This window comes from Streptomyces sp. NPDC048420, from assembly GCF_040651535.1.
In the GTDB taxonomy this organism is placed as follows: domain Bacteria; phylum Actinomycetota; class Actinomycetes; order Streptomycetales; family Streptomycetaceae; genus Streptomyces.
Window position 1 is genome coordinate 37,919 of record NZ_JBEZKG010000029.1, and the last position, 21,331, is coordinate 59,249.

The 21,331-nt window shown below is 70.6% G+C and carries 20 protein-coding genes; 7 read left to right on the plus strand and 13 right to left on the minus strand.

Translation table 11 applies throughout. The annotated features are described in order from the left end of the window. The 4 genes from AB0D34_RS38975 to hemL all read right to left on the minus strand — a co-directional run bounded on the left by AB0D34_RS38975 (position 1) and on the right by hemL (position 4,157). Positions 1-609 (minus strand): TlpA disulfide reductase family protein, encoded by a 609-nt coding sequence (locus AB0D34_RS38975; RefSeq protein ID WP_362670842.1) that lies wholly within the window; start codon positions 607-609, stop codon positions 1-3. Between the two features lie 66 nt (positions 610-675). Beyond that, positions 676-1,959, minus strand: coding sequence for a hypothetical protein (locus AB0D34_RS38980; RefSeq protein ID WP_362670844.1), 1,284 nt, complete (start codon positions 1,957-1,959; stop codon positions 676-678). A gap of 189 nt (positions 1,960-2,148) precedes the next feature. Further along, complete coding sequence (locus AB0D34_RS38985; RefSeq protein WP_362670846.1) at positions 2,149-2,841, minus strand: histidine phosphatase family protein; 693 nt, start codon at positions 2,839-2,841, stop codon at positions 2,149-2,151. Continuing rightward, complete coding sequence (gene hemL, locus AB0D34_RS38990) at positions 2,838-4,157, minus strand: glutamate-1-semialdehyde 2,1-aminomutase (RefSeq protein WP_362670847.1); 1,320 nt, start codon at positions 4,155-4,157, stop codon at positions 2,838-2,840. Before hemL ends, AB0D34_RS38985 begins: the two co-directional genes overlap by 4 nt. A 295-nt stretch (positions 4,158-4,452) precedes the next feature. Here hemL and AB0D34_RS38995 point away from each other — a divergent pair, with 295 nt between their 5' ends. Next, complete coding sequence (locus tag AB0D34_RS38995; RefSeq protein WP_355747791.1) at positions 4,453-5,109, plus strand: hypothetical protein; 657 nt, start codon at positions 4,453-4,455, stop codon at positions 5,107-5,109. Between the two features lie 26 nt (positions 5,110-5,135). On the opposite strand, the gene AB0D34_RS39000 is transcribed toward AB0D34_RS38995, so the two are convergent. Together AB0D34_RS39000 and AB0D34_RS39005 are read right to left on the minus strand one after the other, a co-directional pair. Beyond that, the gene (locus AB0D34_RS39000; protein ID WP_362670849.1) at positions 5,136-6,554 is read right to left on the minus strand and encodes a DUF234 domain-containing protein; all 1,419 of its coding nucleotides are present in this window, start codon (positions 6,552-6,554) and stop codon (positions 5,136-5,138) included. A gap of 209 nt (positions 6,555-6,763) precedes the next feature. Beyond that, on the minus strand, positions 6,764-7,351 hold the full coding sequence (locus AB0D34_RS39005) for an RNA polymerase sigma factor (RefSeq protein WP_362670852.1): 588 nt from the start codon (positions 7,349-7,351) through the stop codon (positions 6,764-6,766). A gap of 145 nt (positions 7,352-7,496) precedes the next feature. Between AB0D34_RS39005 and AB0D34_RS39010 the strand changes: the two genes are divergently transcribed. From AB0D34_RS39010 to AB0D34_RS39025, 4 genes are all read left to right on the plus strand, one after another. Then, complete coding sequence (locus AB0D34_RS39010; protein ID WP_362670855.1) at positions 7,497-8,840, plus strand: MFS transporter; 1,344 nt, start codon at positions 7,497-7,499, stop codon at positions 8,838-8,840. After that, entirely contained in the window at positions 8,837-10,210 is a 1,374-nt protein-coding gene (locus tag AB0D34_RS39015) for an alpha/beta fold hydrolase (protein WP_362670857.1), read from the plus strand. Before AB0D34_RS39010 ends, AB0D34_RS39015 begins: the two co-directional genes overlap by 4 nt. Positions 10,211-10,262: 52 nt before the next feature. Then, entirely contained in the window at positions 10,263-11,114 is an 852-nt protein-coding gene (locus AB0D34_RS39020; RefSeq protein WP_362670859.1) for a PaaX family transcriptional regulator C-terminal domain-containing protein, read from the plus strand. Between the two features lie 337 nt (positions 11,115-11,451). After that, the gene (locus tag AB0D34_RS39025; protein ID WP_362670861.1) at positions 11,452-12,804 is read left to right on the plus strand and encodes a histidine-type phosphatase; all 1,353 of its coding nucleotides are present in this window, start codon (positions 11,452-11,454) and stop codon (positions 12,802-12,804) included. Positions 12,805-12,816: 12 nt separating this feature from the next. Here AB0D34_RS39025 and AB0D34_RS39030 read toward each other — a convergent pair whose 3' ends face one another. From AB0D34_RS39030 to AB0D34_RS39055, 6 genes are all read right to left on the minus strand, one after another. Then, entirely contained in the window at positions 12,817-14,082 is a 1,266-nt protein-coding gene (locus AB0D34_RS39030; protein WP_362670863.1) for an ArgE/DapE family deacylase, read from the minus strand. Between the two features lie 134 nt (positions 14,083-14,216). Further along, positions 14,217-15,641 (minus strand): HAMP domain-containing sensor histidine kinase, encoded by a 1,425-nt coding sequence (locus AB0D34_RS39035; protein WP_362670866.1) that lies wholly within the window; start codon positions 15,639-15,641, stop codon positions 14,217-14,219. After that, complete coding sequence (locus AB0D34_RS39040) at positions 15,642-16,370, minus strand: response regulator transcription factor (RefSeq protein ID WP_362670868.1); 729 nt, start codon at positions 16,368-16,370, stop codon at positions 15,642-15,644. Between the two features lie 73 nt (positions 16,371-16,443). Further along, on the minus strand, positions 16,444-17,049 hold the full coding sequence (locus tag AB0D34_RS39045) for an FMN reductase (RefSeq protein WP_362670870.1): 606 nt from the start codon (positions 17,047-17,049) through the stop codon (positions 16,444-16,446). After that, positions 17,046-18,134 carry an LLM class flavin-dependent oxidoreductase gene (locus AB0D34_RS39050; protein ID WP_362670872.1) on the minus strand — a complete coding sequence of 363 codons (1,089 nt, stop codon included), beginning with the start codon at positions 18,132-18,134 and terminating at the stop codon, positions 17,046-17,048. Before AB0D34_RS39050 ends, AB0D34_RS39045 begins: the two co-directional genes overlap by 4 nt. Before the next feature lie 193 nt (positions 18,135-18,327). Continuing rightward, entirely contained in the window at positions 18,328-18,924 is a 597-nt protein-coding gene (locus tag AB0D34_RS39055) for a TIGR03086 family metal-binding protein (RefSeq protein WP_362670874.1), read from the minus strand. A gap of 89 nt (positions 18,925-19,013) precedes the next feature. Here AB0D34_RS39055 and AB0D34_RS39060 point away from each other — a divergent pair, with 89 nt between their 5' ends. After that, positions 19,014-19,832, plus strand: coding sequence for a helix-turn-helix domain-containing protein (locus tag AB0D34_RS39060; protein WP_362670876.1), 819 nt, complete (start codon positions 19,014-19,016; stop codon positions 19,830-19,832). A 3-nt stretch (positions 19,833-19,835) separates the two neighbouring features. On the opposite strand, the gene AB0D34_RS39065 is transcribed toward AB0D34_RS39060, so the two are convergent. Beyond that, the gene (locus AB0D34_RS39065) at positions 19,836-20,723 is read right to left on the minus strand and encodes an NADP-dependent oxidoreductase (RefSeq protein WP_362670879.1); all 888 of its coding nucleotides are present in this window, start codon (positions 20,721-20,723) and stop codon (positions 19,836-19,838) included. 126 nt (positions 20,724-20,849) lie between these two features. On the opposite strand from AB0D34_RS39065, the gene AB0D34_RS39070 reads away from it, so the two are divergent. Beyond that, positions 20,850-21,251, plus strand: coding sequence for a helix-turn-helix domain-containing protein (locus tag AB0D34_RS39070; RefSeq protein WP_362670881.1), 402 nt, complete (start codon positions 20,850-20,852; stop codon positions 21,249-21,251). The last annotated feature ends 80 nt before the right edge of the window (positions 21,252-21,331 follow it).

Here is a 21,331-nt window from a genome sequence, read left to right on the forward strand (position 1 = left end):
TCACTTCTCCGCGAGGACCGGGTCGATCATCTTGCGCAGCTTGCTCTCGCTGAGCGCGGCCAGCGAGCGCGCGGCGATCTTGCCGTCCCGGTCGATGACCAGCGTGGAGGGCACGGCCTGCGGGTTGAGGGTGCCCTTCTGGAAGCGGAGCATCAGCTTGCCCGTCGGGTCGTACAGGCTGGGGAAGGTGATGCCCATGTCCTTCTCGAAGGCACGCGCGTTCTGGACGCTGGTGTCGCGGGTGTTGACGCCGACGAACTGCACGTCCTTGCCCTTGAGGTCCTTGTAGACCGCTTCCAGGTTGGGGGCCTCGGCCCGGCAGGGGGCGCACCAGGAGCCCCACATGTTCAGGACGACGACCTTGCCCTTGTAGTCGGCGACGTCGAGCTGTCCCCCGTCGACGGTCTTGCCGGACAGGTCGGGGGCGGTGCCCCGGTCGCCCTGCTTGGCCGTGGAGATGCCGTCCGCGCCCATGATGAAGTTGGTGTCGCCGCCCCCGCCCGAGGTGCCGCCCGAGCTGCAGGCGGACAGGGTCAGCGCTGCGGCTGCGGCACCCGCGCTGAGCAGGGTGGTACGGACTCGGGAGCGGCTACGACTGGCGGCACTCATGTGAAAAGTTTCGCATGCCCGTTCTGGGGATCTTGCGCACCCCCCTTGCGGGCGGAAACCCGCATTTCAGGCAGCGTTTGAGGAGGGTGCCGAGGGCGGCGTCGAGGAGGCTGTCGAGGTCCCCTTGAGGAATGTGTTCCAGCCACCGGCCGGCTCCTGGCCGACATCGAGCGTGCGGAGCTCGGCGAGCACCTCCGGCTTCTGCACGTCCATCCAGTCGACGAACTGCCGGAAGGAGACCATGCGCACGTCCGCGCCCTTGTCCCTCTCCCGCGCGATGTACTTGAAGGCCTCTTCGACGGCGTCCATGTAGATGCCGCCGTTCCAGTGCTCGAAGTGGTTGCCGACGAAGAAGGGGGCGCGGTTGGTCTCGTAGGCCCGCTTGAAGCCGGAGATGTAGGCGCCGGCCGCCTGCTCGCGCCAGGCCGGGTAGTTGTGGGCGGGCGCGTTGGTCGAGTTGATCGACTGGTTGGCGAGCATGTTGTAGTCCATGGACAGGACCTCGAAGGAGCGCCCGGGGAAAGGTATCGCCTGGAGCGGCAGATCCCAGATGCCGTTCTTCCTCTCCGGCCAGACCTGGCGGCCGCCGGGCGAGGAGGCGTCGTAGCGCCAGCCGAGCTCGCGGGCGGTGGGCAGCAGGTTGTCCTGGCCGAGGAGGCAAGGGGTGCGGCCGCCGACGAGTTCCTTGTCGTAGTCGAAGGGGAGAGCAGGCAGATCGGTCCACCCCGTGTTGGTCCGCCACTCCTTGACGAAGGCCTTCGCCTGCTGGATCTCCGAGCGCCACTGCGCCGGCGTCCAGTTGCCGACGGTGCCGTAGCCGCCGCAGAAGTGGCCGTTGAAGTGGGTGCCGATCTCGTGCCCTTCGAGCCAGGCGCGGCGGACGTTGGCCAGCGTCGCCTTGACGTGCTCGTCGGTGAGGTAGCCGATGTCGGAGGCGCCGCGTGGGTTGTTCGGGGGGTCGTAGAGCCGCTTCTTCGACTCGGGCAGCAGATACAGACCGGAGAGGAAGAAGGTCATGTGCGCGCCGTGCTGCTCGGCCAGGTCGAGGAAGCGCGGGAAGAGGCCGTTGCCGACCTCGCCGGCCCCGTCCCAGGAGAAGATCACGAACTGCGGCGGGGTCTGCCCGGGCTCCAGCGGCACGGACTTGCCGGGCTGGAACGGCTGCTTGCCGGTGAAGGAGGTCGAGCCGTCGCCGATGGGGCGGACGGTGACCGGCTTCTTGCCGGGCGTGGAAGCCGAGGCGTGGGTCACCCCGTCCGACCCGGTGAGGGTTCCGCACCCGGAGAGCCCCAGGGCCGCCGCGGCGCCCGCGCCGAGACCTATTGCTCCCCTTCGGGTGAGAGAGTGCATGCTTCCCCGATTCGTCACGTTCTCTGGTGGTCACCCAGTCAGAGGAGGCGACGAGAGGGGAGGTTCCGACGCTATTTCCGGATTCAGTAACAGAAGCGCGCCCCTTCAGGGGCGCGGGGCCGTATCAATATGCGGCCCCGCCGCGTGCGCGCGACCAGCCACAACGGCCCCGCAGTCCCCCACGAACCACTACGCCCCGAAAGCCTTGGACTTGCCCTTCACCGGCTTGGCCCCAGCCCGAAGATGAACCGGCACAAGATCGATCGCAGGCTCGGAGTACCCCACGGACACGATCTTGTCGCCCCGATACGTGAAGGACGTCAGCGAGGCGAGCGTGCACTGCCGCTTACGCGGGTCATGCCACAACCGCCGCTTCTCGACCCAGGACCGCACGATCCAGATGGGCAACTGGTGGCTGACAAGAACCGCCTCATGCCCCCGGGCCCGGTCCCGCGCAGCGTCCAGCGCACCCTTCATCCGCACGACCTGGTCGACATACGGCTCGCCCCACGACGGCTTGAACGGGTTGACGAGGTGCTTCCAGTTTTCCGGGTTCTTCAGCGCCCCGTCGCCGACGCCGAAAGTCTTGCCCTGGAAGATGTTCTCGGCCTCGATGAGCCGCTCGTCGGTCGCGATGTCGAGGCCGTGCGCCTTGGCGATCGGCGTGGCGGTCTCCTGCGCCCGCTCCAGCGGGGAGGCGCAGACGTGGGTGATGTCCCGGGCGGCGAGGTGCTCGGCGACCCGGTCGGCCATCTGCCGCCCGAGCTCGGAGAGGTGATAGCCCGCGAGACGGCCGTAGAGGACCCCGTCCGGGTTGGCCACCTCACCGTGCCGCATCAGGTGGACGACGGTGATGTCGCCGTTCTGGGAAGTGCTGGTCATGCTGCCGAGGCCTCCGCCGCCGCTCGGGCCGCCGCCGGAAGGGCGTCGGCGATCCGCTGAACCGCCTGCTCGTCGTGGGCCGTGGACACGAACCACGACTCGAAGGAGGACGGCGGCAGGTAGACGCCGTTCTCCAGAAGGGAGTGGAAGAACGCCGTGAACCGGAACGACTCCTGCGCCTTGGCGTCCTCGTAGGTGCGCACCGGCCGGTCGGTGAAGAACACGGAGAACATGTTTGAGGCGTTCTGCACGGTGTGCGCGACGCCTTCCTTGCTCAGCGCGTCCCCGACGAGGGCCTGGATCTGCTCGGAGACGGCGTTGACCTTGCCGTAGGCCGCGTCGTCGAGCAGCCGCAGCTGGGCGAGCCCGGCGGCGGTGGCGACGGGGTTCCCGGAGAGGGTGCCGGCCTGGTAGACGGGCCCGACGGGCGCGAGGTGCGCCATGACGTCCGCGCGACCACCGAAGGCGGCGGCGGGGAACCCACCACCCATGACCTTCCCGAAGGTCATGAGATCGGGGCGGACCCCGTCGATGCCGAACCAACCACTCCTGCTGGTCCTGAACCCGGTCATGACCTCGTCGGAGATGTAGAGGGCGCCGTTCTGCGCGCAGGCGTCCTTGAGCCCCTGGTTGAACCCGGGAAGAGGCGGCACAACGCCCATGTTCCCCGGCGAGGCCTCGGTGATCACACAGGCGATCTCGCCGGGGTGCCGGTGGAAGGCCTCGTGGACGGCTTCGAGGTCGTTGTACGGCAGCACGATCGTGTCGCCGGCCTGGGCACCGGTGACGCCCGGGGTGTCGGGCAGCGCGAAGGTGGCCACACCACTGCCCGCCGCGGCGAGCAGCGAGTCGACGTGACCGTGGTAGCACCCGGCGAACTTGATGACCTTGGTGCGCCGGGTGAAGCCGCGGGCGAGGCGGATGGCGGACATGGTGGCCTCGGTCCCGCTGGAGACGAGCCGCACCTGGTCGACGGGCTCGACACGCCGGACGATCTCCTCGGCGAGCGCGACCTCGCCCTCGCCGGGGGTGCCGAAGGAGGTGCCCTTGGACACCGCCTCCTGGACGGCGGCGATCACCTCGGGGTGCGAGTGCCCGAGGATCATGGGGCCCCAGGAGCAGACGAGGTCGACGTACTCGCGCCCGTCGGCGTCCGTCAGGTACGGGCCGGTGCCGGACACCATGAAGCGGGGGGTGCCGCCCACGGCACGGAAGGCGCGCACCGGGGAGTTCACGCCGCCGGGCGTGACGGCCGAGGCGCGGTCGAACAGGGCCTGCGAGACAGGCGCGTCGTACGAATAGGGCAATTCACTCATGTCCTGCGACTTCTCCGACCTTCTGCGACGTTCTCGGACTTCGTTGCCTGTGACTACCTCAGGGTAGGCCAGGCCTCGGAACGCCCCGGTGCCCCGACGATCTGCGAAACTGGATGCAGATACACACAGCTCACGGAGACGATGGCACGGAGCCGTTTGTCCAGGGGCTGCGAAGATCCTGCGGACAGGTGTTTCAGCGCACGTTTCGGCGGGCGGCCGTGGGGGAGGTCACTGACACGATGATCGGGTTGCGCGGCGGGGGCCACGCGTCCTAGAAAAGCAGTCGGGTGGAGATATGCATCGCGGTGGCGGACTGGGCGAGGGGACTGATGACCTGGGTCCTCGACGTGCCCGGCGGGGGAAGCACCGGCGCGAGGCGGAGGAAGCCAACGAGACGCGTCAGGGACATGGTGTGTCCGGTGTCTCGGGCGCAACCGGTGAGTCGGAACGGGACGAGCGACGTATCGAACGTCGAATCGATCCGTTGAGGGCGGGAAGCAGGAATGGTGGTCGGGTGGGGGTGACGTACAAGTACTTCGGCGCGCCCGACGGCGCGACCGCGGCCCGCGTCCCGATCTCGATGCGCCCCGAGGAACTCGGCGGCGACGAGCTCGGCATGAACGGCATGTTCACGAAGATCAAGCCGGAGACCATGGCGGCGATGGTCCTCACCGGCATAGAGGGCGTCCCGCTCCACAAGGTCCCCCCGCTCGAACTGGTCGTCCTCCACCCCGACTACGCAGTGGTCAAGCTCCCCATGACGGTCGTCGACCCCCTGCGCGGCATCGGCGAGGAAGCGGTCGGCGCGGCGGCCTTCATCTGGTCGACGGTCCCGGACCGGGGCGGGCCGCGGGACGCGTTCAATGTGTACCAACTGCTGCATGAGTGGCAGGACTTCTCGCATCGGCTGCATGAGGCGGGGCATCAGCCGTACTGCCTGGTGTGGCCGTGAGCTGAGGCCTTGCGTCGTTCAGGTGCTCACGAGGACCACGCCGCGAGGAGGTCTGCCGGGCCGTATGCCGCATCGAGTCCCGCACAGTCGGTTCCGCTGCGCGAGACGGCGATCACCGGTACGGGAGCAGGTGTGAGAGCGGCGCGGTGCCGGTGCAGCGCCGCGAGATCGTGGCGGTCGAACGGGGAGTTCTCCAGCCACTTCACCGAGCCGACGAACAACAGGTCCTTGGCGATCGGTGCGCGGTCCGCCCCTACGATGTCGATCTCCACGTCGTTGGTACGGGTCCAGTAGCCACCGATGGCGGGGGCAGCGGGGAGACCCGCGTCGGGCAGCAACCGCGTCAGCGCCTCGCGTACGAGAGGTTCGACGGCCCTGCCGCGCCAACTGGTCCAGTTCTCGCGGATGCGCCGCAGCGTCAGGTCACCCCGGCCCCGCTCGATCTCCTCCATCGCCGGGCCCAGGAGTTTCAGCCAGAAGCGGAGGTAGGGATCCGTGACCCGGTAGCGGCGATCCTTCGAAGGACGCGTCGACACGGGGAGCTCCGCCGAGACCATCCGTTTCTCGGCGAGGATGCCCAGCGACCGCTGGAGAGGGGTCGCCCCGATCCCGCCGGCCGCGCGGGCGATGTTGGAAAACGTCCGCTCACCGCTGCCGATCGCCGAGAGAACGGTGCGGGCCTGCGCCTGCTGGGGGAACTCGGCGGCCAGTGAGCGCTCCGCCGAGACCAGCAGGGCCGAGACCGGATCGCTGAGTGCTTCCCCGAGGAACTCCCACGTCCCGGCGCCGTGCGGCCACTCGGCACAGATCAAGGGCAGCCCACCGGTGATCAAGGCCGCATCGATGGCGGAGGCGGCGTCGAGGCCGAGCATCTCGCCCACCTCCGCCGGGTTGAGCGGACCCAGCACCATCTCCCGCCCGCGCTGATGAAACGGGCGTCCGTAGCTGTTCAGCGCCTCCATCATCGACAGGTCGGAACCGATGAGGATCAGCAGCACCGGCTTGGTCTCCAGCGCTCGGTCCCAGGCCCGCTGAAGCACGCCCTCGAACGCGCCCTCCTCGTCCATCAGGTAGGGCACCTCGTCCATGATCACGACGCTCGCCCGGTCGTGCGGCAGTGCCGCCGCCAGTACGTCGAAGGCGGCGTCCCAGTTCGCCGGGCGAGCCGCGGACAGGAGACTGGCCAGCGGAATGCTGGAGGACTGAGCATCCCTGCCGAGCCGCTCCAGGTCGGCCGTCGGCGACGCCCCGGTGGCGGCGTAGAAGAGGAACGGCGCACCGGACTTCTCGGCGAAGCGCTCCACCAGGCGCGACTTGCCGACCCGGCGGCGGCCCCTGAGCATCACGCAGCGCCCTGGCCGCTCCCCACCGATACCGACCGTCACCTTGCCCAGCTCGCGATTCAGCGTGGCGAGCTCGTGCCGCCTGCCGACGAAATCCGCCATACCTGCCCTCCCGACCGAGCGCCCCTCCGACACTAACATCAATGTTAGTAACATTGAGGTTACCAGGACAGAGGCAGGCGATGTCACATCGCGCCGTCACCTACCTGACCACCGCGCCGGCCGTGTCGAGTACCGGGTCCACGCCGTCGCCAGCAGCATCGCGCCCCCATGAACGCCGGCAGCACCGGCAGCGCGGACATCGTGTCGTCCTAGATCACGGACACGTACCGGATGTCCGTAAGGAACCACAGGGCGACGATGTCAGGCGCACCGCGCGGGGCGCCCCGTCGGCCACGGCGAGGCACCCGGCGACCACCAGCAGCGCCACACCGGTGCTGCCGAGGACGGAGAAGGTCGTCTGCGGGGCGGCCACCAGCAGACCGGACCTCGCGTTCGGGGCGCCGTAGCGAGGCGAGCGCGGTCAGCGTGGCGACGATCCGGCGCCGGTCGTCCACCCGCCCGGCGATCTCCTCCGCGTGGTCGGCGACCTCCACGACACCCGCCCCGGCCACCGCGCTCACCGCGGCCCGGTAGCGCCGGTTGCCGCGGCCGTGGGAGCGGGAGACGTTGGTGGCGATGCCGAGCAGCCAGGGCCGCAGCGAACCGCCCTCGGCCTCGATCGAGTCCCGGCGCCGCCAGGCCTCCATGAAGGTCGCCGACATGACGTCCTCGGCCACGGACCAGTCGGCGGTCAGCCGGAAGGCGTGGTTGTACACCGAGCGGGCGCACTCGTCGTAGAGCTCCGCGAAGGCGTCCGGATCCCCGGCCCGCATCCGGGTTCGCATATCCGTGGTCACGCACTCAACTGCCCGACGGGATCACCAAGTTCCCATGACCCCTGTCACATCCCTGTCAATCCTGTCAATGTTGTGCACTTTCTTGACGGCAGTCACCAGAGAGCCTAATTTCGCGGTGTCCTTCCCCCGCTCAAGGGAGAGCGCGATGCCCCCGTCCCCCACCGCATCCGACCGCACCCGCCAACTCCGCCGAGTCGCCCTCTCCGGCCTGCTCGGCACCGCCGTCGAGTTCTACGACTTCCTCGTCTACGGCACCGTCGCCGCACTCGTCTTCGGTGAACTGTTCTTCCCCGGCGCCGACCCCGCCGTGGGCACGATCGCCGCGTTCGGCACCTTCGCCGCCGGATACGTGGCCCGCCCGATCGGCGGCATCGTCTTCGGGCACTTCGGCGACCGCCTCGGCCGCAAGAACATGCTGCTGCTCACCATGGGCCTGATGGGCGGCGCCAGTTTCCTCATCGGCCTGCTGCCCACGTACGACACCATCGGCGTCTGGGCGCCGGTCCTGCTGATCACCCTGCGGGTACTGCAGGGCATCGCCATCGGCGGTGAGTGGGGCGGCGCCACGCTCATGGTCGTCGAGCACGCGGGCGAGAAGCGGCGCGGCCTGTGGTCCAGCTTCACCCAGATGGGAGCCCCGCTCGGCTCCCTGATCTCCGCCGCCGTGGTCGCGATGGTCTCCACCCTCCCCAAGGACCAGTTCGCGGCCTGGGGCTGGCGCGTGCCGTTCCTGCTGAGCGTGCTGCTGCTCGGCGTCGGTCTGTTCGTCCGCCTCCAGGTGGTCGAGAGCCCGCTGTTCGCCGAGGTGAAGAAGGACCGCGCAGAGTCGAGGCTCCCCATCCTCGACGTCCTGCGCCGCCCGAAGCCCGTGCTGCTGGCCTGCTGCGTCGGCATCGGCGCCTTCACCACCCAGTCCCTGCTGACCAGTTACCTGATCTCGTACGCCACCGGCATCGGCTATCCCCGCCCGCAGGTGCTCACCGCGCTCACCGTCTCGGCCGCGGTCGCCCTGGTCGTGCTGCCCTGCGCCTCCGCGCTCTCCGACCGGATCGGCCGCCGCCCGGTCGTCCTCACCGGCGCGATCCTGTCCGCCGCCACCGCCTTCCCGGTCCTCGCGCTGGTCGACTCCAAGTCGTCGGGGGCCCTGATCCTGGCCGTCGTCATCGGCCACGGCATCTCGCAGTCGCTGATGTACGGCCCGCTCGGCGCCCTGTTCAGCGAGATGTTCGGCACCAAGGTCCGCTACACCGGCGCCTCCCTCGGCTACCAGGGCGCGACCCTGGTCGGCGCCGGGTTCTCCCCGATGATCGCCGGCAGCCTGGTCGCGAGCAGCGGCAACGGCACCCCCGTCGCCCTCCTCCTCTGCGGAGGCTCACTGATCACCGCGCTGACGGTGTGGTTCGTCCGCGAGACCAGCCGGGCGTCGCTCGGCGAGGACCCCGCTTCCCCACTCCCCACCACCCCCCACACTGAGGAGATCACCGCATGAGGCACAGCACCCGCATCGCCTGCACCGCGGCCTTCCTGCTCACCCTCACCGCCGCACCCGCCGCCACAGCGGCGACCACCACGGACCCGACCCACGTGGACGGCCAACTCCCCTCCGGCGCCACGTACATGATGGACGTCCCCACCACCTGGAACGGCACCGTCCTCCTCTTCAGCCACGGCTACAACGCAGGCCCGGCCAACCCCGCCCAGGACGCCCCGGACGCCACCACCAAGGCGCTTCTCCTCCAACAGGGTTACGCCCTCATCGGCTCCTCGTACGCCAGCACCGGCTGGGCGGTGACGGACGCGGTCCCCGACCAGATGGCCACCCTGACCGCCTTCACCGACCGCTTCGGCCAGGCCTCCCGCACCATCGCCTGGGGACGGTCGTACGGCGGTCTGGTCACCACCGCGATCGCCGAGCGCCACCCGGACGAGATCGACGGCTCGCTCTCCATGTGCGGCCTGGTCCACGGCGGCGTGGCCAACTGGAACAACACCCTCGACCCGGTCTTCGCCCTCAAGACGCTCCTGGGCTCCGACGTCCCCCTGGTCGACCTCCCGACGCAGCAGGCCGCCACCGACGCGGCGAACACCCTGACCGCCAAGGTCGACTCCGCCCAGACGACGGCCGAGGGCCGGGCCCGGATCGCCCTGGCCGCCGCGCTCCACAACATCCCGGTCTGGAACGCGCCCACCCAGACCCGCCCCGCCGCCACCGACTGGGACGCCCAGCAGGCCAACCAGTACGACGCCGTCAAGGGCCTGCTGAAGATCGCCGCCTTCAACCGGCGCCAGGAGGCCGAGGTCCGGGCGGGCGGCAACATGTCCTGGAACACCGGCGTCGACTACACCCGCCTGCTCGCCGAGTCCTCCGTCCGCAAGGAGGTCACCGAGCTCTACAAGAAGGCCGGTCTGTCGCTGAAGAAGGACCTCGCCGCCCTCAACCGGGCCCCGCGCATCAAGGCGGACCAGAAGGCCGTGACGTGGATGAGCAGCACGAGCTCCTTCACCGGCCGCCTCGCCAAGCCCCAGCTCTCCATCCACACCATCGGCGACCCCCTGGTCCCGGTCCAGACGGAGAGCGCGCTGAAGCGGGCGGTCACGGCGGCCGGTTCCGCTCCCCTGCTCCGCCAGGCGTACGTCGACAACGCCGGCCACTGCACCTTCAGCACCGCCGAACAACTGGCCGCCCTCCACACCCTGGAGGACCGCCTGGACACCGGCAGCTGGCAGGGCACCGACCCGGCGTCCCTCAACGCACGCGCCACCGCGGCCGACCCCACCACCCCCACCCGCTATGTCTCGTACCGCCCCACCCCCTACCTGCGCCCGTACGACCTTGCCCACCCCGCCGACCGCCGTTGACCTCGTACGACCGCCTGCCGCACGGTCGGCGGGCGGTCGTACTCTTGCCCCCGTGGAGGACGACGACATCCTGGACACAGCGGACGGGCCGCAGCCACGCCCGCAGTCGCTCATGCTCACCTTCTTCGGCAACCACGTCCTGGAGGAGGGGGACCTGGGCGTCTACTCGGGCAGCATCATCGACGTCCTGGGCCGGGTGGGCGTGGGCGAACAGGCCGTCCGCTCGACCCTCACCCGCATGGTGAACCGGGGTCTGCTCCAGCGGCAGCGCGAGGGCCGCAAGATGTTCTTCGGACTGACCCCGCAGGCGACCCGGGTCCTGGTCGACGGACGTACCCGCATCTGGAAGCAGGGCGCGGTCAACGACGACTGGGACGGCTCCTGGACCCTGCTCGGCTTCTCCCTGCCCGACTCCTGGAAACGCCAGCGCCACGACCTGCGCTCCCGGCTGACCTGGTCGGGGTTCGGGGCCCTGTACAGCGGTCTGTGGATCGCCCCCGGTCAGGTGGACGTCTCCGCGGTGGTCGCCGAACTCGGCCTCACCGCGCACGTCAAGATCTTCCACGCCCGGGCCGCCGAGGTGACCGACATCGAGCAGATGATCCGCGACACCTGGGACCTGGAGTCCATCGCCGCTCGCTACGTCACCTTCGACAAGCGCTGGACCGCCCACCTCGGCAACGGCTCCGACGACGACCCGATCGGCACCCGCCTGCGCCTGGTCAGCGAGTGGCTGTGGACCATCCGCACCGACCCCCGCCTCCCGGCCCGCCACCTGCCCCCGGCCTGGCCGGCCCGCACCGCCCAGGAGACCTTCCACCGGGTCGCGGAACAGACCCACCCGGCGCTGACGGCGGCACGGGAGGCGCTGGAGACGACACCTCTGCGTGGGCAGCCCGCCTGAGACCTGCCCGGCGGATCACGTCGGCGTCGCGGACCCCGGCACGCACTCCCCCAGCGACAGCGCCTGGAGCGGGTGCACGCGCCGGACCCCGCTCGTAGCCGACCTGCCCCGCCGGACCAGCCCTGGAGCGCACCTCGCCGTCCGCGCGATCGCCGGAGATCCCGACCTCGACGGCCGGATCACGCCCGTAGGTGACGAGCGCGCTGCTGTCGGCGCGGGGCCCCCGCACGCGGGAGCGTCCGCCCCCTGTCGCCCTTGACCCTGGCCAGCCCTCCCCGAGGCCGGACCGCCGCCCGGCGGTCATCCGTCGTTCACGTCCTGCGCAAACGATGCGCGCATGAGACGTATCACCCCCGCCCTGGCCACCGCAGGGCTCGCCGCCCTCCTCGCGACCACCGCGTTCCCCGCGCAGGCCGTGTCCGAGCACCGGAGCGACAGCGACAGCTACGGAACGAAGGCTCCCTACGAGCCCCAGCAGAGCCCCCGCACCTACCAGAAGGCGCCGGCCGGTTTCGTGCCCGTCTTCACGGAGAACGTCTCCCGGCACGGCTCCCGCGCCGCGACCGACAGCGAGGACGGCGACCTGGTTCTCGCGCTCGTGGAGAAGGCGGAGGCGGCGAACGGACTCACCGCGAAGGGCCGGGCGTTCGGCCCGAAGATCAAGGCGCTCCAGGCCGCCATGAGCGGTGTCGGCTACGGCGACCTCAGCGGCCGCGGCAAGCAGGAACTCCAGGCCACGGCCACCCGCCTCGCGCAGCGGCTGCCGAGCCTGTTCGCCACGATCGCGAAGAAGAAGGAGAAGATCGACGTCGTCAGCTCGGGCCAGGGCCGGGCCGTGGACAGCGCGAACATCTACGCCGGAACCCTCGCCGAGAAGGACCCCGGGCTCAAGCCGCTCATCGGGCCCACCCGCACGGACGTCGACCTGCTCTACTTCCACAAGGCCGCCGGCGGCAAGGCGTACCGCGACTACATCGCGAACGACCAGCGCCTCGCGGACACCCTGAAGAGCATCACCGACCAGCCGAGGACCCACAGCGCCGCCCGCAGCGTACTGAAGAAGCTCTTCCGGACGTCCTTCGTCGACACGCTCTCCGCCGACGACCAGGTGGCCGCGGCCCAGGCGGTCTACAACCTGTACGCCATGGCCCCCGCCATGCGCGAGGAGAGCCCCGGCGGCAAGGGCTGGGGCCTGGAGAAGTTCATCGCCGAGCGGGACGCCGACTGGTTCGGCTACCTCAGCGACGCCGAGGACTTCTACGAGAAGGGCCCCGGCTTCGCCGACAGCGACATCACGTACAAGATGGCGGACGTCGTGCTCGACGACTTCTTCCAGCAGGTCGAGGCCAAGCGCGCCGGCACCAGCGACCTCGGCGCCGAACTCCGTTTCACGCACGCCGAGGAGATCATCCCGCTGGCCGCGCTGATGGGCCTGCCGGGCAGCACTCAGGGCGTCACCACGGCCACGCCGTACACGTACGCCACCAACGCCTGGCGCGGCGCCGCCGTGGCCCCCCTCGGCTCGAACATCCAGTGGGACGTGTACCGCAAGGGCGGCACCTACCTGGTCCGCATGCTCTACAACGAGAAGGAGACCGCCTTCAAGGCAGGCTGCGTGCCGGTCTCCAAGGGCAGCAAGTTCTACGACCTGAACGAGTTGGAGCGCTGCTTCGGCAGGACGGCGAACTAGCCACTCCAAGCCCTACTTGGTCCCCACGGTCCGCAGCACCGTCACCGCCAGAGCCCGCGCCACATCCACCACTTCCCGCACGGACACGTGCTCCCGAGCGCTGTGCGCCACCTGGATGTCACCCGGCCCGTACTGCAGAGTCGGGATGCCGGCCCCGGCGTACAACCGCAGATCACTGCCGTACGGCGCCCCGCGCTCCCGTACCGCCGGGCCGCCCACCGCATCCGCGTGGGCGGCCCGGATCGTGTCCGGCAGCGGATGCCCCTGCGGCAGCCGTCCGCTCGCGAACTGCCCGCCAGGCCAGCTCACGGCCACGGGATGGTCCCGCAGCCAGGGGTCACCGGCGCACACCTCGGCCACGCACCGCTCGAACTCCGCCCGCGCCGCCGCCGGTTCCTCCCCCAGCCGCACCCCGAGGCGCCCCTCCGCGACCAGCAGGTCGGGCACGCTGCTGGACCAGTCGCCGGAGCGCAGGATGCCGACGGAGAGGGCGTACGGGATCGGGTACTCGGCCATCAGGAGATGCGGGTCCCGGTTACGGTCGCTCTCCAGCCGCGCCAGCGCCCGGTGCAACGGCAGGTAGGCGTCGACGGCACTGACCCCTTCCGCCCGCGAACTGGCGTGCGCCGCCTTGCCGTTGACCGCGATCCTGAAGGTCAGCGCGCCGGCGTTGGCGGTGATGAGGGTCCCGGCCGTCGGCTCCCCTATGACGCACACGTCACCGCCGTGCCCCCGTTGCAGGGTCCCGAAGGCGCCGAGCCCGCCGTCCTCCTCGCCCACCACGAAGTGCGCGGCGACCCGCCCGCGCAGCCGAACCCCGCTGTCCCGGATCGCCGCGAGCACGGCCAGCTGCGCCGCGAGCCCGGCCTTCATGTCACAGGCGCCCCGCCCGTGCACGACGTCCCCCGTCACCCTGGGCACGAACGGATCCCCGTCCCAGGCGGCGAGATCCCCCGGCGGTACGACGTCCACATGCCCCTGCAACACGAACTCCGGCCCGTCGCCGCCGTCCGGGGTCCTTCCGGCCAGTCCCCAGGCCTCGTCCCGCGCGGCCTCCGACCCCGGGAACCCGGGGTGCGCGAGCAGCGCGGGCAGATCCATGGACCACAGATCGACATCGAGCCCGAGCCGCTCCAGCCGCCCGGCGAGATGATGCTGGATCTCGGCCTCGGCGGGACTCCCGCTGACGCTGGGTATAGCCACCAACTCCAGCAGGGTTCGGGCAAGTTCGGCCTCATCGATGGCCGCGAGAACAGCGGCTTCCTGGTCACTGAGCAAGTCGATGCCCCTCTCTCACGGACAGCTCTGCTCATTCTGAGGCCTGCTGCAACCCACCCAGGGGCGCGGGGCTGTATCTATATGCGGCTCCGCCGCGTGGGCGCGACCAGCCCCCACCGGCCCGCAGCCAACAGTCAACCCCCGTACGCGTCCCCACCCACCGTGAACCCGATCACCGTGCCACCCCCGTCCCTCGGGAAAGCGAACGGCGCCCCCCCGTGCGACAGCGCAACCTCCCGCACAATCGACAACCCGAGCCCCGACCCCGGCAGGGACCGCGCATCGGCGGCCCGATAGAAGCGGTCGAACACCCGCACAAGATCCGCGTCAGCGATCCCCGGCCCCCGGTCCAGAACCTCCACCCGCACCGGCCCGGCCAGCGTGAACCCGGACACCGAGATCTCGATCGGAGCAGTACCGTCCCGGTCGAACTTCGCCGCGTTCTCGACGAGGTTGGAGATCGCCCGTTGCAGCATCCCGGGCCGCCCGTCGGTGACGGTGGCGCCGTCCGCGTGCACCACGATCTCCCGTCCGGTCCGCCGCCGGGCCTGCCCCGCCACCTCCTCGGCGACGTCCGCGAGGTCGACCCGCTGCGGCGGCTCGTTGTCCGACTGTCCCGCCGCGAGGTCGACCAGCTCGTTGACCAGGTCGGTCAGCTCGCGGGCCTCCTGGGTGAGGTCGGCGACCAGTTCGTCACGGGTGGCGGGCGGCAGCTCGTCGATCCGCCGCAGCAGTGAGATGTTCGTCCGAAGCGACGTCAGCGGTGTCCGCAGCTCGTGCCCCGCGTCCTGCGCCAGGCGCCGCTGGTCCTCCTCGGACTGCGCGAGCCGCCCCAGCATCCGGTCGAAGGCCCGGCCGAGCCGCCCCACCTCGTCGTAGCCGGTGACCGGCACCTCGATCTCCAGCCGCCTGGTGCGCGCCACGTCCTCCGCGGCGGAGGTGAGGATGACCAGCCGCCGGGTGATCCGCCGGGCCAGCCACCACCCGAACAACCCGGCCCCGATGACCACCGCGGACATGAGGATCAACGTCCGCTGCTGCAGCGCCCGCAACAGGTCCTCGGTGTCACTGAACTCCTGGGCGACCTGCACGGCCCCCCGCCCCCCGCCGAGCGAGACGGTGGCGATCCGGTACACGTCGTTCCCGACCGAGACCTCCTTGTGCAGGACGATCCGCCCGGCGGCACCGGCACCCGCGATCGTCCGGTCCCCGGAGACCACCGGCAGCCCGGGACGCCCGGGGTCGGCGACCGCCCCGGTGGGCCCGAGCACCTGCACATCCGTACGGGCGGGCCGTACGAGGTCGTGGCCCGGCGCCGAGGACGAGAAGTCCTCCGGCGTCATCCGGTGCTGGCTCACCTCGTCCCGCAGATCCTGTACGACCTCGTCGAACACGGTCTCCTGGTCCACCCGCACCAGACGGGCGGCGGCGTTGTAGGACAGCACGCCGACCAGCACGGTCACCGCGGCCGTCACCGCGGCGAAGGACACCGCGAACGTGGTCCGCAGGGACAGCAGCCGGGGCCGCGGCCGGGCCCACATGCGGGCCAGCCGGCCCACTCAGTCCTCCCGGAGCACGTAACCCACGCCGCGCACCGTGTGGATCAGCTGGGGGGCGCCCGGGGCGTCGAGCTTGCGGCGCAGATAGCCGACGTAGACGGCGAGGTTCTTGGAGCCGGGCCCGAAGTCGTAGCCCCAGATCCGGTCGTAGATGGTCGAGTGGTCGAGCACGATGCCCGCGTTGCGCACGAGCAGTTCCAGCAGCTCGAACTCGGTACGGGTCAGCTCCAGCTCGCGCGTCCCGCGCCAGGCCCGGCGTGCCTGGATGTCCATGCGCAGCCCGGCGGCCTCGATCCGGCCCTGGGGGAGGTCGGGCGCGGGAGGTGCCTTGGGTGCCCCAGGGGCCGGAGCCATGCCATCAGGACTCGTCCGCCGCAGCAGCGCACGGAGCCGGGCGAAGACCTCCTCCACGTCGAAGGGCTTCACCACGTAGTCGTCGGCGCCCGCGTCCAGGCCGGCGATCCGGTCCTGGGTCTCCACGAGCGCCGTCAGCATCAGGATCGGCGTCCGGTCGCCCTCGGCGCGCAGCACCCGGCAGACCTGGAGTCCGTCGATCCCGGGCATCATCACATCGAGGACGAGCACGTCCGGCGGCGTCTTGTGGGCCTGCGCCAGCGCCTCGACCCCGTCGGCGACCGCGGTGACCTGGTAGCCCTCCAGGATCAGGGCGCGCTCCAGGGCGTGACGGATGGCGCGGTCGTCTTCGGCGAGCAGCACATTTTGGGGCACACCCTCAGTGTGCCGTCCCGCCGAGTCGTACGACGTGATGAGCTGCTCACCTGGTGCCCTTCTTACTGCCCTCTCACCCCGGGGGACGCAACGCGGCGAGCTGCTGCTCGAACGGCACCACCGCCGAGAACGAGTCGGCCCGGGCCGCACGCGGCCCGCGCCCGGCCGACAGTCCCGCCATCAGCGCGGCCAGTTCCCCGGCCGCCCGCTCGATCCGCCCGTCCAGCCCCTCGCCACCCCAGTCCTCCGACGCGGCGTAGACCCCGGTCGGTACGACTACGGCCTTCAGGTAGGCGAAGAGCGGCCGCAGTGCGTGCTCCAGGACCAGCGAGTGCCGGGCGGAACCCCCGGTCGCCGCGATCAGCACCGGCTTGCCGTCCAGTGCCTCCGGCTCCAGCACGTCGAAGAACGACTTGAACAGCCCGCTGTACGACGCCGAGAACACTGGGGTCACCACGATCAGTCCGTCGGCCCCGGTCACCGCCTCCTGCGCGGCGGCCAGCGCCCTGCCCGGGAACCCGTTGGTGAAGTTGTGTGCGATCTCCACGGCGAGCTCCCGCAGCTCGACCACCTGGACGTCGACCGGGCCCCGCCGGCCGACCGCCGCGGCCAGCCGGTCACCAAGCAGCCGCGTGGACGACGGCACGCTCAGCCCCGCCGAGACGACGACGAGCCTCATGCGACGACCTCCTCGCGCGCGGCGGCGAGCAGCGACGCATGCGTGGGGGCCTCCGGCACGTCCGCCGGCCGCCCCTTCGCGAACTCCTCACGCAGCACCGGTACGACCTCCTCGCCGAGCATGTCGAGCTGCTCGAGGACGGTCTTCAGCGGCAGCCCGGCGTGGTCCACGAGGAACAGCTGGCGCTGGTAGTCCCCGGCGTACTCCCGGAACTTCAGCGTCTTCTCGATGACCTGCTCCGGCGAACCCACGGTCAGCGGCGTCTGGTCGGTGAAGTCCTCCAGGGAGGGCCCGTGCCCGTACACCGGCGCGACGTCGAAGTACGGCCGGAACTCCTTGACCGCGTCCTGCGAGTTGCGCCGCATGAACACGTGCCCGCCCAGCCCCACGATCGCCTGTTCGGCCGTCCCGTGCCCGTAGTGGGCGTACCGGCTCCGGTACAGCTCGACCATCCGCTTGGTGTGGTCGGCCGGCCAGAAGATGTTGTTGTGGAAGAACCCGTCGCCGTAGTACGCGGCCTGCTCGGCGATCTCGGGCGAGCGGATGGACCCGTGCCAGACGAACGGCGCGACCCCGTCCAGCGGCCGCGGCGTGGAGGTGAACCCCTGCAGCGGCGTCCGGAACTTCCCCTCCCAGTTCACGACGTCCTCACGCCACAGCCGGCGCAGCAGCGCGTAGTTCTCGATGGCGAGGTTGATGCCCTCCCGGATGTCCTGCCCGAACCAGGGGTAGACAGGGCCGGTGTTGCCGCGCCCCATCATCAGGTCCACCCGCCCGTCGGCCAGGTGCTGGAGCATCGCGAAGTCCTCGGCGATCTTCACCGGGTCGTTCGTGGTGATCAGCGTGGTGGAGGTGGAGAGGATGAGCTTCTCGGTCTGCGCCGCGATGTACCCGAGCATGGTGGTCGGCGACGACGGCACGAACGGCGGGTTGTGGTGCTCACCGGTGGCGAAGACGTCGAGCCCGACCTCCTCGGCCTTCAGCGCGATGGCGACCATGGCCTTGATCCGCTCACGCTCGGTCGGCGTACGTCCGGTGGTCGGGTCCGGCGTGACATCACCGACGCTGAAGATCCCGAACTGCATGGTCGCTCACCCTCCAGTTGGTTGACGGTTCAACTATAACCGCGCGCCTGGGAGAACGAGGACTTACTTGCGCCTATTCCCGCCGGCCCAGATGACCCCGTCAGGGGCGCGGGGCTGTGTCGATTTGCGGCTCCGCCGCGTGGGCGCGACCAGCCCCCACGCACCCGCAGCCGAACACCAACCGAACCCACCCTCACCCCCACCCCGGATCCCTCCCAGTCCGCCCCAACAACCGCTCGAACGCCGACGCCCCCTCCCCCACCCCCACCGGCTCCCCGAACACCCCCATCTTCCGAGCCGTGGGCTCCAACTCAGCCACCGCACCCGCAAGCTCCGCCACCACCGCCCCCTCGACCTCCCCGTACTCCTGACCAGTCGCCCGCGCCAGATCCCACACATGCACGGTCAGATCAAGCAGCGCCATCCCCCCGACCAACCGCGCCGGCATCCCCATCGCCCCGGTCACCCCCTCCTCCGCCCCGGGCACGGACCACGCCGCCACCAGCCGCCCCGTCTCGGCCACCAGCCGCTCCCGCCAGTCCGCCCCCTCGGCCACCCGGTCGGGAGCCGCCGCCCCGAACTCCGACGGCTCCTTCGCCGCCAGCCGCTGGAACTGCACGACCACCTGGAAGACATGGTTGACCAACGCCTTCACGTCGTACTCCGCACAGGGCGTGGCAGCCCCGAGAGCGGAGTCCGGAATCCCCCGGACCACCGGAACCGCCCGTTCCCGGGCCATCCCCAGCAGCTCGCCGATGCCGTACGTCTTCTTCGTCTCGTTCGTGTCCATGCTCCGACCGTACGAAGACCTCGGCCGCCCTTCTTGAAGAAACGCGACGTGCCCGAACGCGACGCCCGCCCCGGACGTACGATCCCCTCATGGCCGAGGCCGAGCCCCGCCGCGACACCCGGGGGATCGTCGACCCCGCCGGACTGCTGGCAAGGGTGCGGTTCCGCCGCCACGAGCCCGCCGAGCCGCTGCGCCGGTACGTCGAGCACTACTGGTTCATCGACTGGGACCTGCCCGAGCCCTACGCCTCCCACGTCGTCCCGCACCCGTCCGTGCACCTCACCTTCCAGCAGGACAAGGGCCCGCCCTACGCCGAGCTGACCGGCATCCCGGGCGGCCTCTACACCAGGAAGCTCACCGGCCGGGGACGGGTGTGCGGGGTGAAGTTCCGCCCCGGCGGCTTCCGGCCGTACGCCCCCGAGCACCCGGTGTCGTACTGGACCGGCCGGACGCACCCCGCCGAGGCCGTCTTCCCGCAGGCGACCCGGGCCGCCGCCCGGACGATCGTGACCCCCACCTCCGACGAGTCCCGCATCGCCGCCCTCGACGCTTTCCTGCTCCCCCTCACCCCCACCCGCGACCCCCAGGCCGACCTGGCCATGTCCCTCGTCGACCGAGCCCGCACCGACCGCACCCTGCGCCGCGTCGACGACTTCGCCGAGGCGGCCGGAGTCTCGGTACGGGCGCTGCAACGGCTCTTCTCGGCATATGTCGGTGTCAGTCCGAAGTGGGTCATCCTCCGCTACCGCATCCACGAGGCCCTGGAACTCGCCGGCACCCGCGACGAAGTCGACTGGGCCGCCCTCGCCACCGACCTCGGCTACGCCGACCAGGCCCACCTCGTCAGGGACTTCACGGCGACGGTCGGGGCGCCGCCGACGGCGTACGCCCAGGCGGCACGGACCTGACGGTCACGGCACCAGCACGAGCCGCCCCCGCACCCCGCCCTCCTCCAGCCGGGCGTGCGCCTTGGCCACCGCGTCCAGGGTGTACGTCTCGGCCACCCTGAGCGTCAGCACCCCCTCGTCCACCAGCCCGGCCAGCTCGGCGAGCCGCGCCCCGTCCGCCTCCACCGACACGGACGCCGTCCGCACCCCGCGCACCGACCCGGGGTGCGCCCCCGGCCGTACCCCTACATAGGCCCCGCCGTCCCGCACCCACTCCAGCGCCGTCTCACCGAGCACCGCCGTGTCCAGTACGGCGTCGAAGCCCCGCGCGACGCCCGCGGTCGTGAACTCCGCGGCCCCCAGGGACCGTACGAACTCCTCGTCCCGCGCCCGGGCCAGCCCTGTCACCAACACTCCCCGGCTCGCGGCGAGTTGCACGGCGAAACCACCCACCGCACCCGCCGCCCCGGCGACGAGAAGCGACTGCCCCTCGGTCAACTCCAGCAGATCCAGAGCCTGCACGGCGGTCAGCGCGTTCAGCGGCAGGGTCGCCGCGTGGATCGCGTCGACCGTGGCCGGCGCCTTGGCGACCGCGTCCGTGTCGACGACGACGTACTCGGCGTGCGTGCCCAGGTCCTTCGTCAGCCCGTGGTACAGCGCCACCACCTGATCCCCCACGTTCCAGAGGCTTCCCGCCCCCACCGCGTCCACGGTCCCCGCGACATCCCAGCCGAGCCCTATGTCCTTGCCCGCCCCGCCGAAGAACCCGCCCCGGACGCCGAGGTCCACCGGATTCAGCGCGGCCGCGGCGACCTTGATCCGCACCCGCCGGGCTCCCGGCTCGGGCAGCTCGTGCTCCACCACTTCCACGGCCTCGGGCCCACCGAAGGTCCTCACCACAGCAACACGCATGACTGGGTACTCCCCATTGATCACTGTTCGCGCCGGTATCTCCGCCGCTGTCAGCAACCCTAGGAAGAGCTACTATCTATTGGTAAGTAGTTACCTGGAAGTGCGTAGATCCCCCGGAGGTGAGCCATGCCGACCACGACGGCGGCGCAGCGGCGCGAACAGGCACGTGTGGAGTACGACGCGTTCATCAAGGGCTGCCCCACCAACCAGCTCCTGGACCGCCTCAGCGACAAGTGGGTCAGCCTCGTCGTCGCCGCCCTCTCCACCGGCCCCATGCGCTACAGCGACCTCGGCCGCAAAATCGCCGGCGTCAGCCCCAAGATGCTCACCCAGACCCTGCGCACCCTGGAACGCGACGGCATCCTCACCCGCACGATCACACCGTCGGTACCGGTCAGGGTCGACTACGAACTCAGCGCACTGGGAAGCAGCCTGGCGGGCCTGCTGACAGCGGTGAAGGCCTGGGCGGAGACCCACATCGAAGAGGTCCACGAGGCACGAGAGCGCTACGACGCGACCACTGATTGATTTCGCCCAGGTGCCCCACCCAGGGGCGCGGGGAACTGCGCGACCAGCCACAACGGACCCGCACCCGAACGACAACCGCC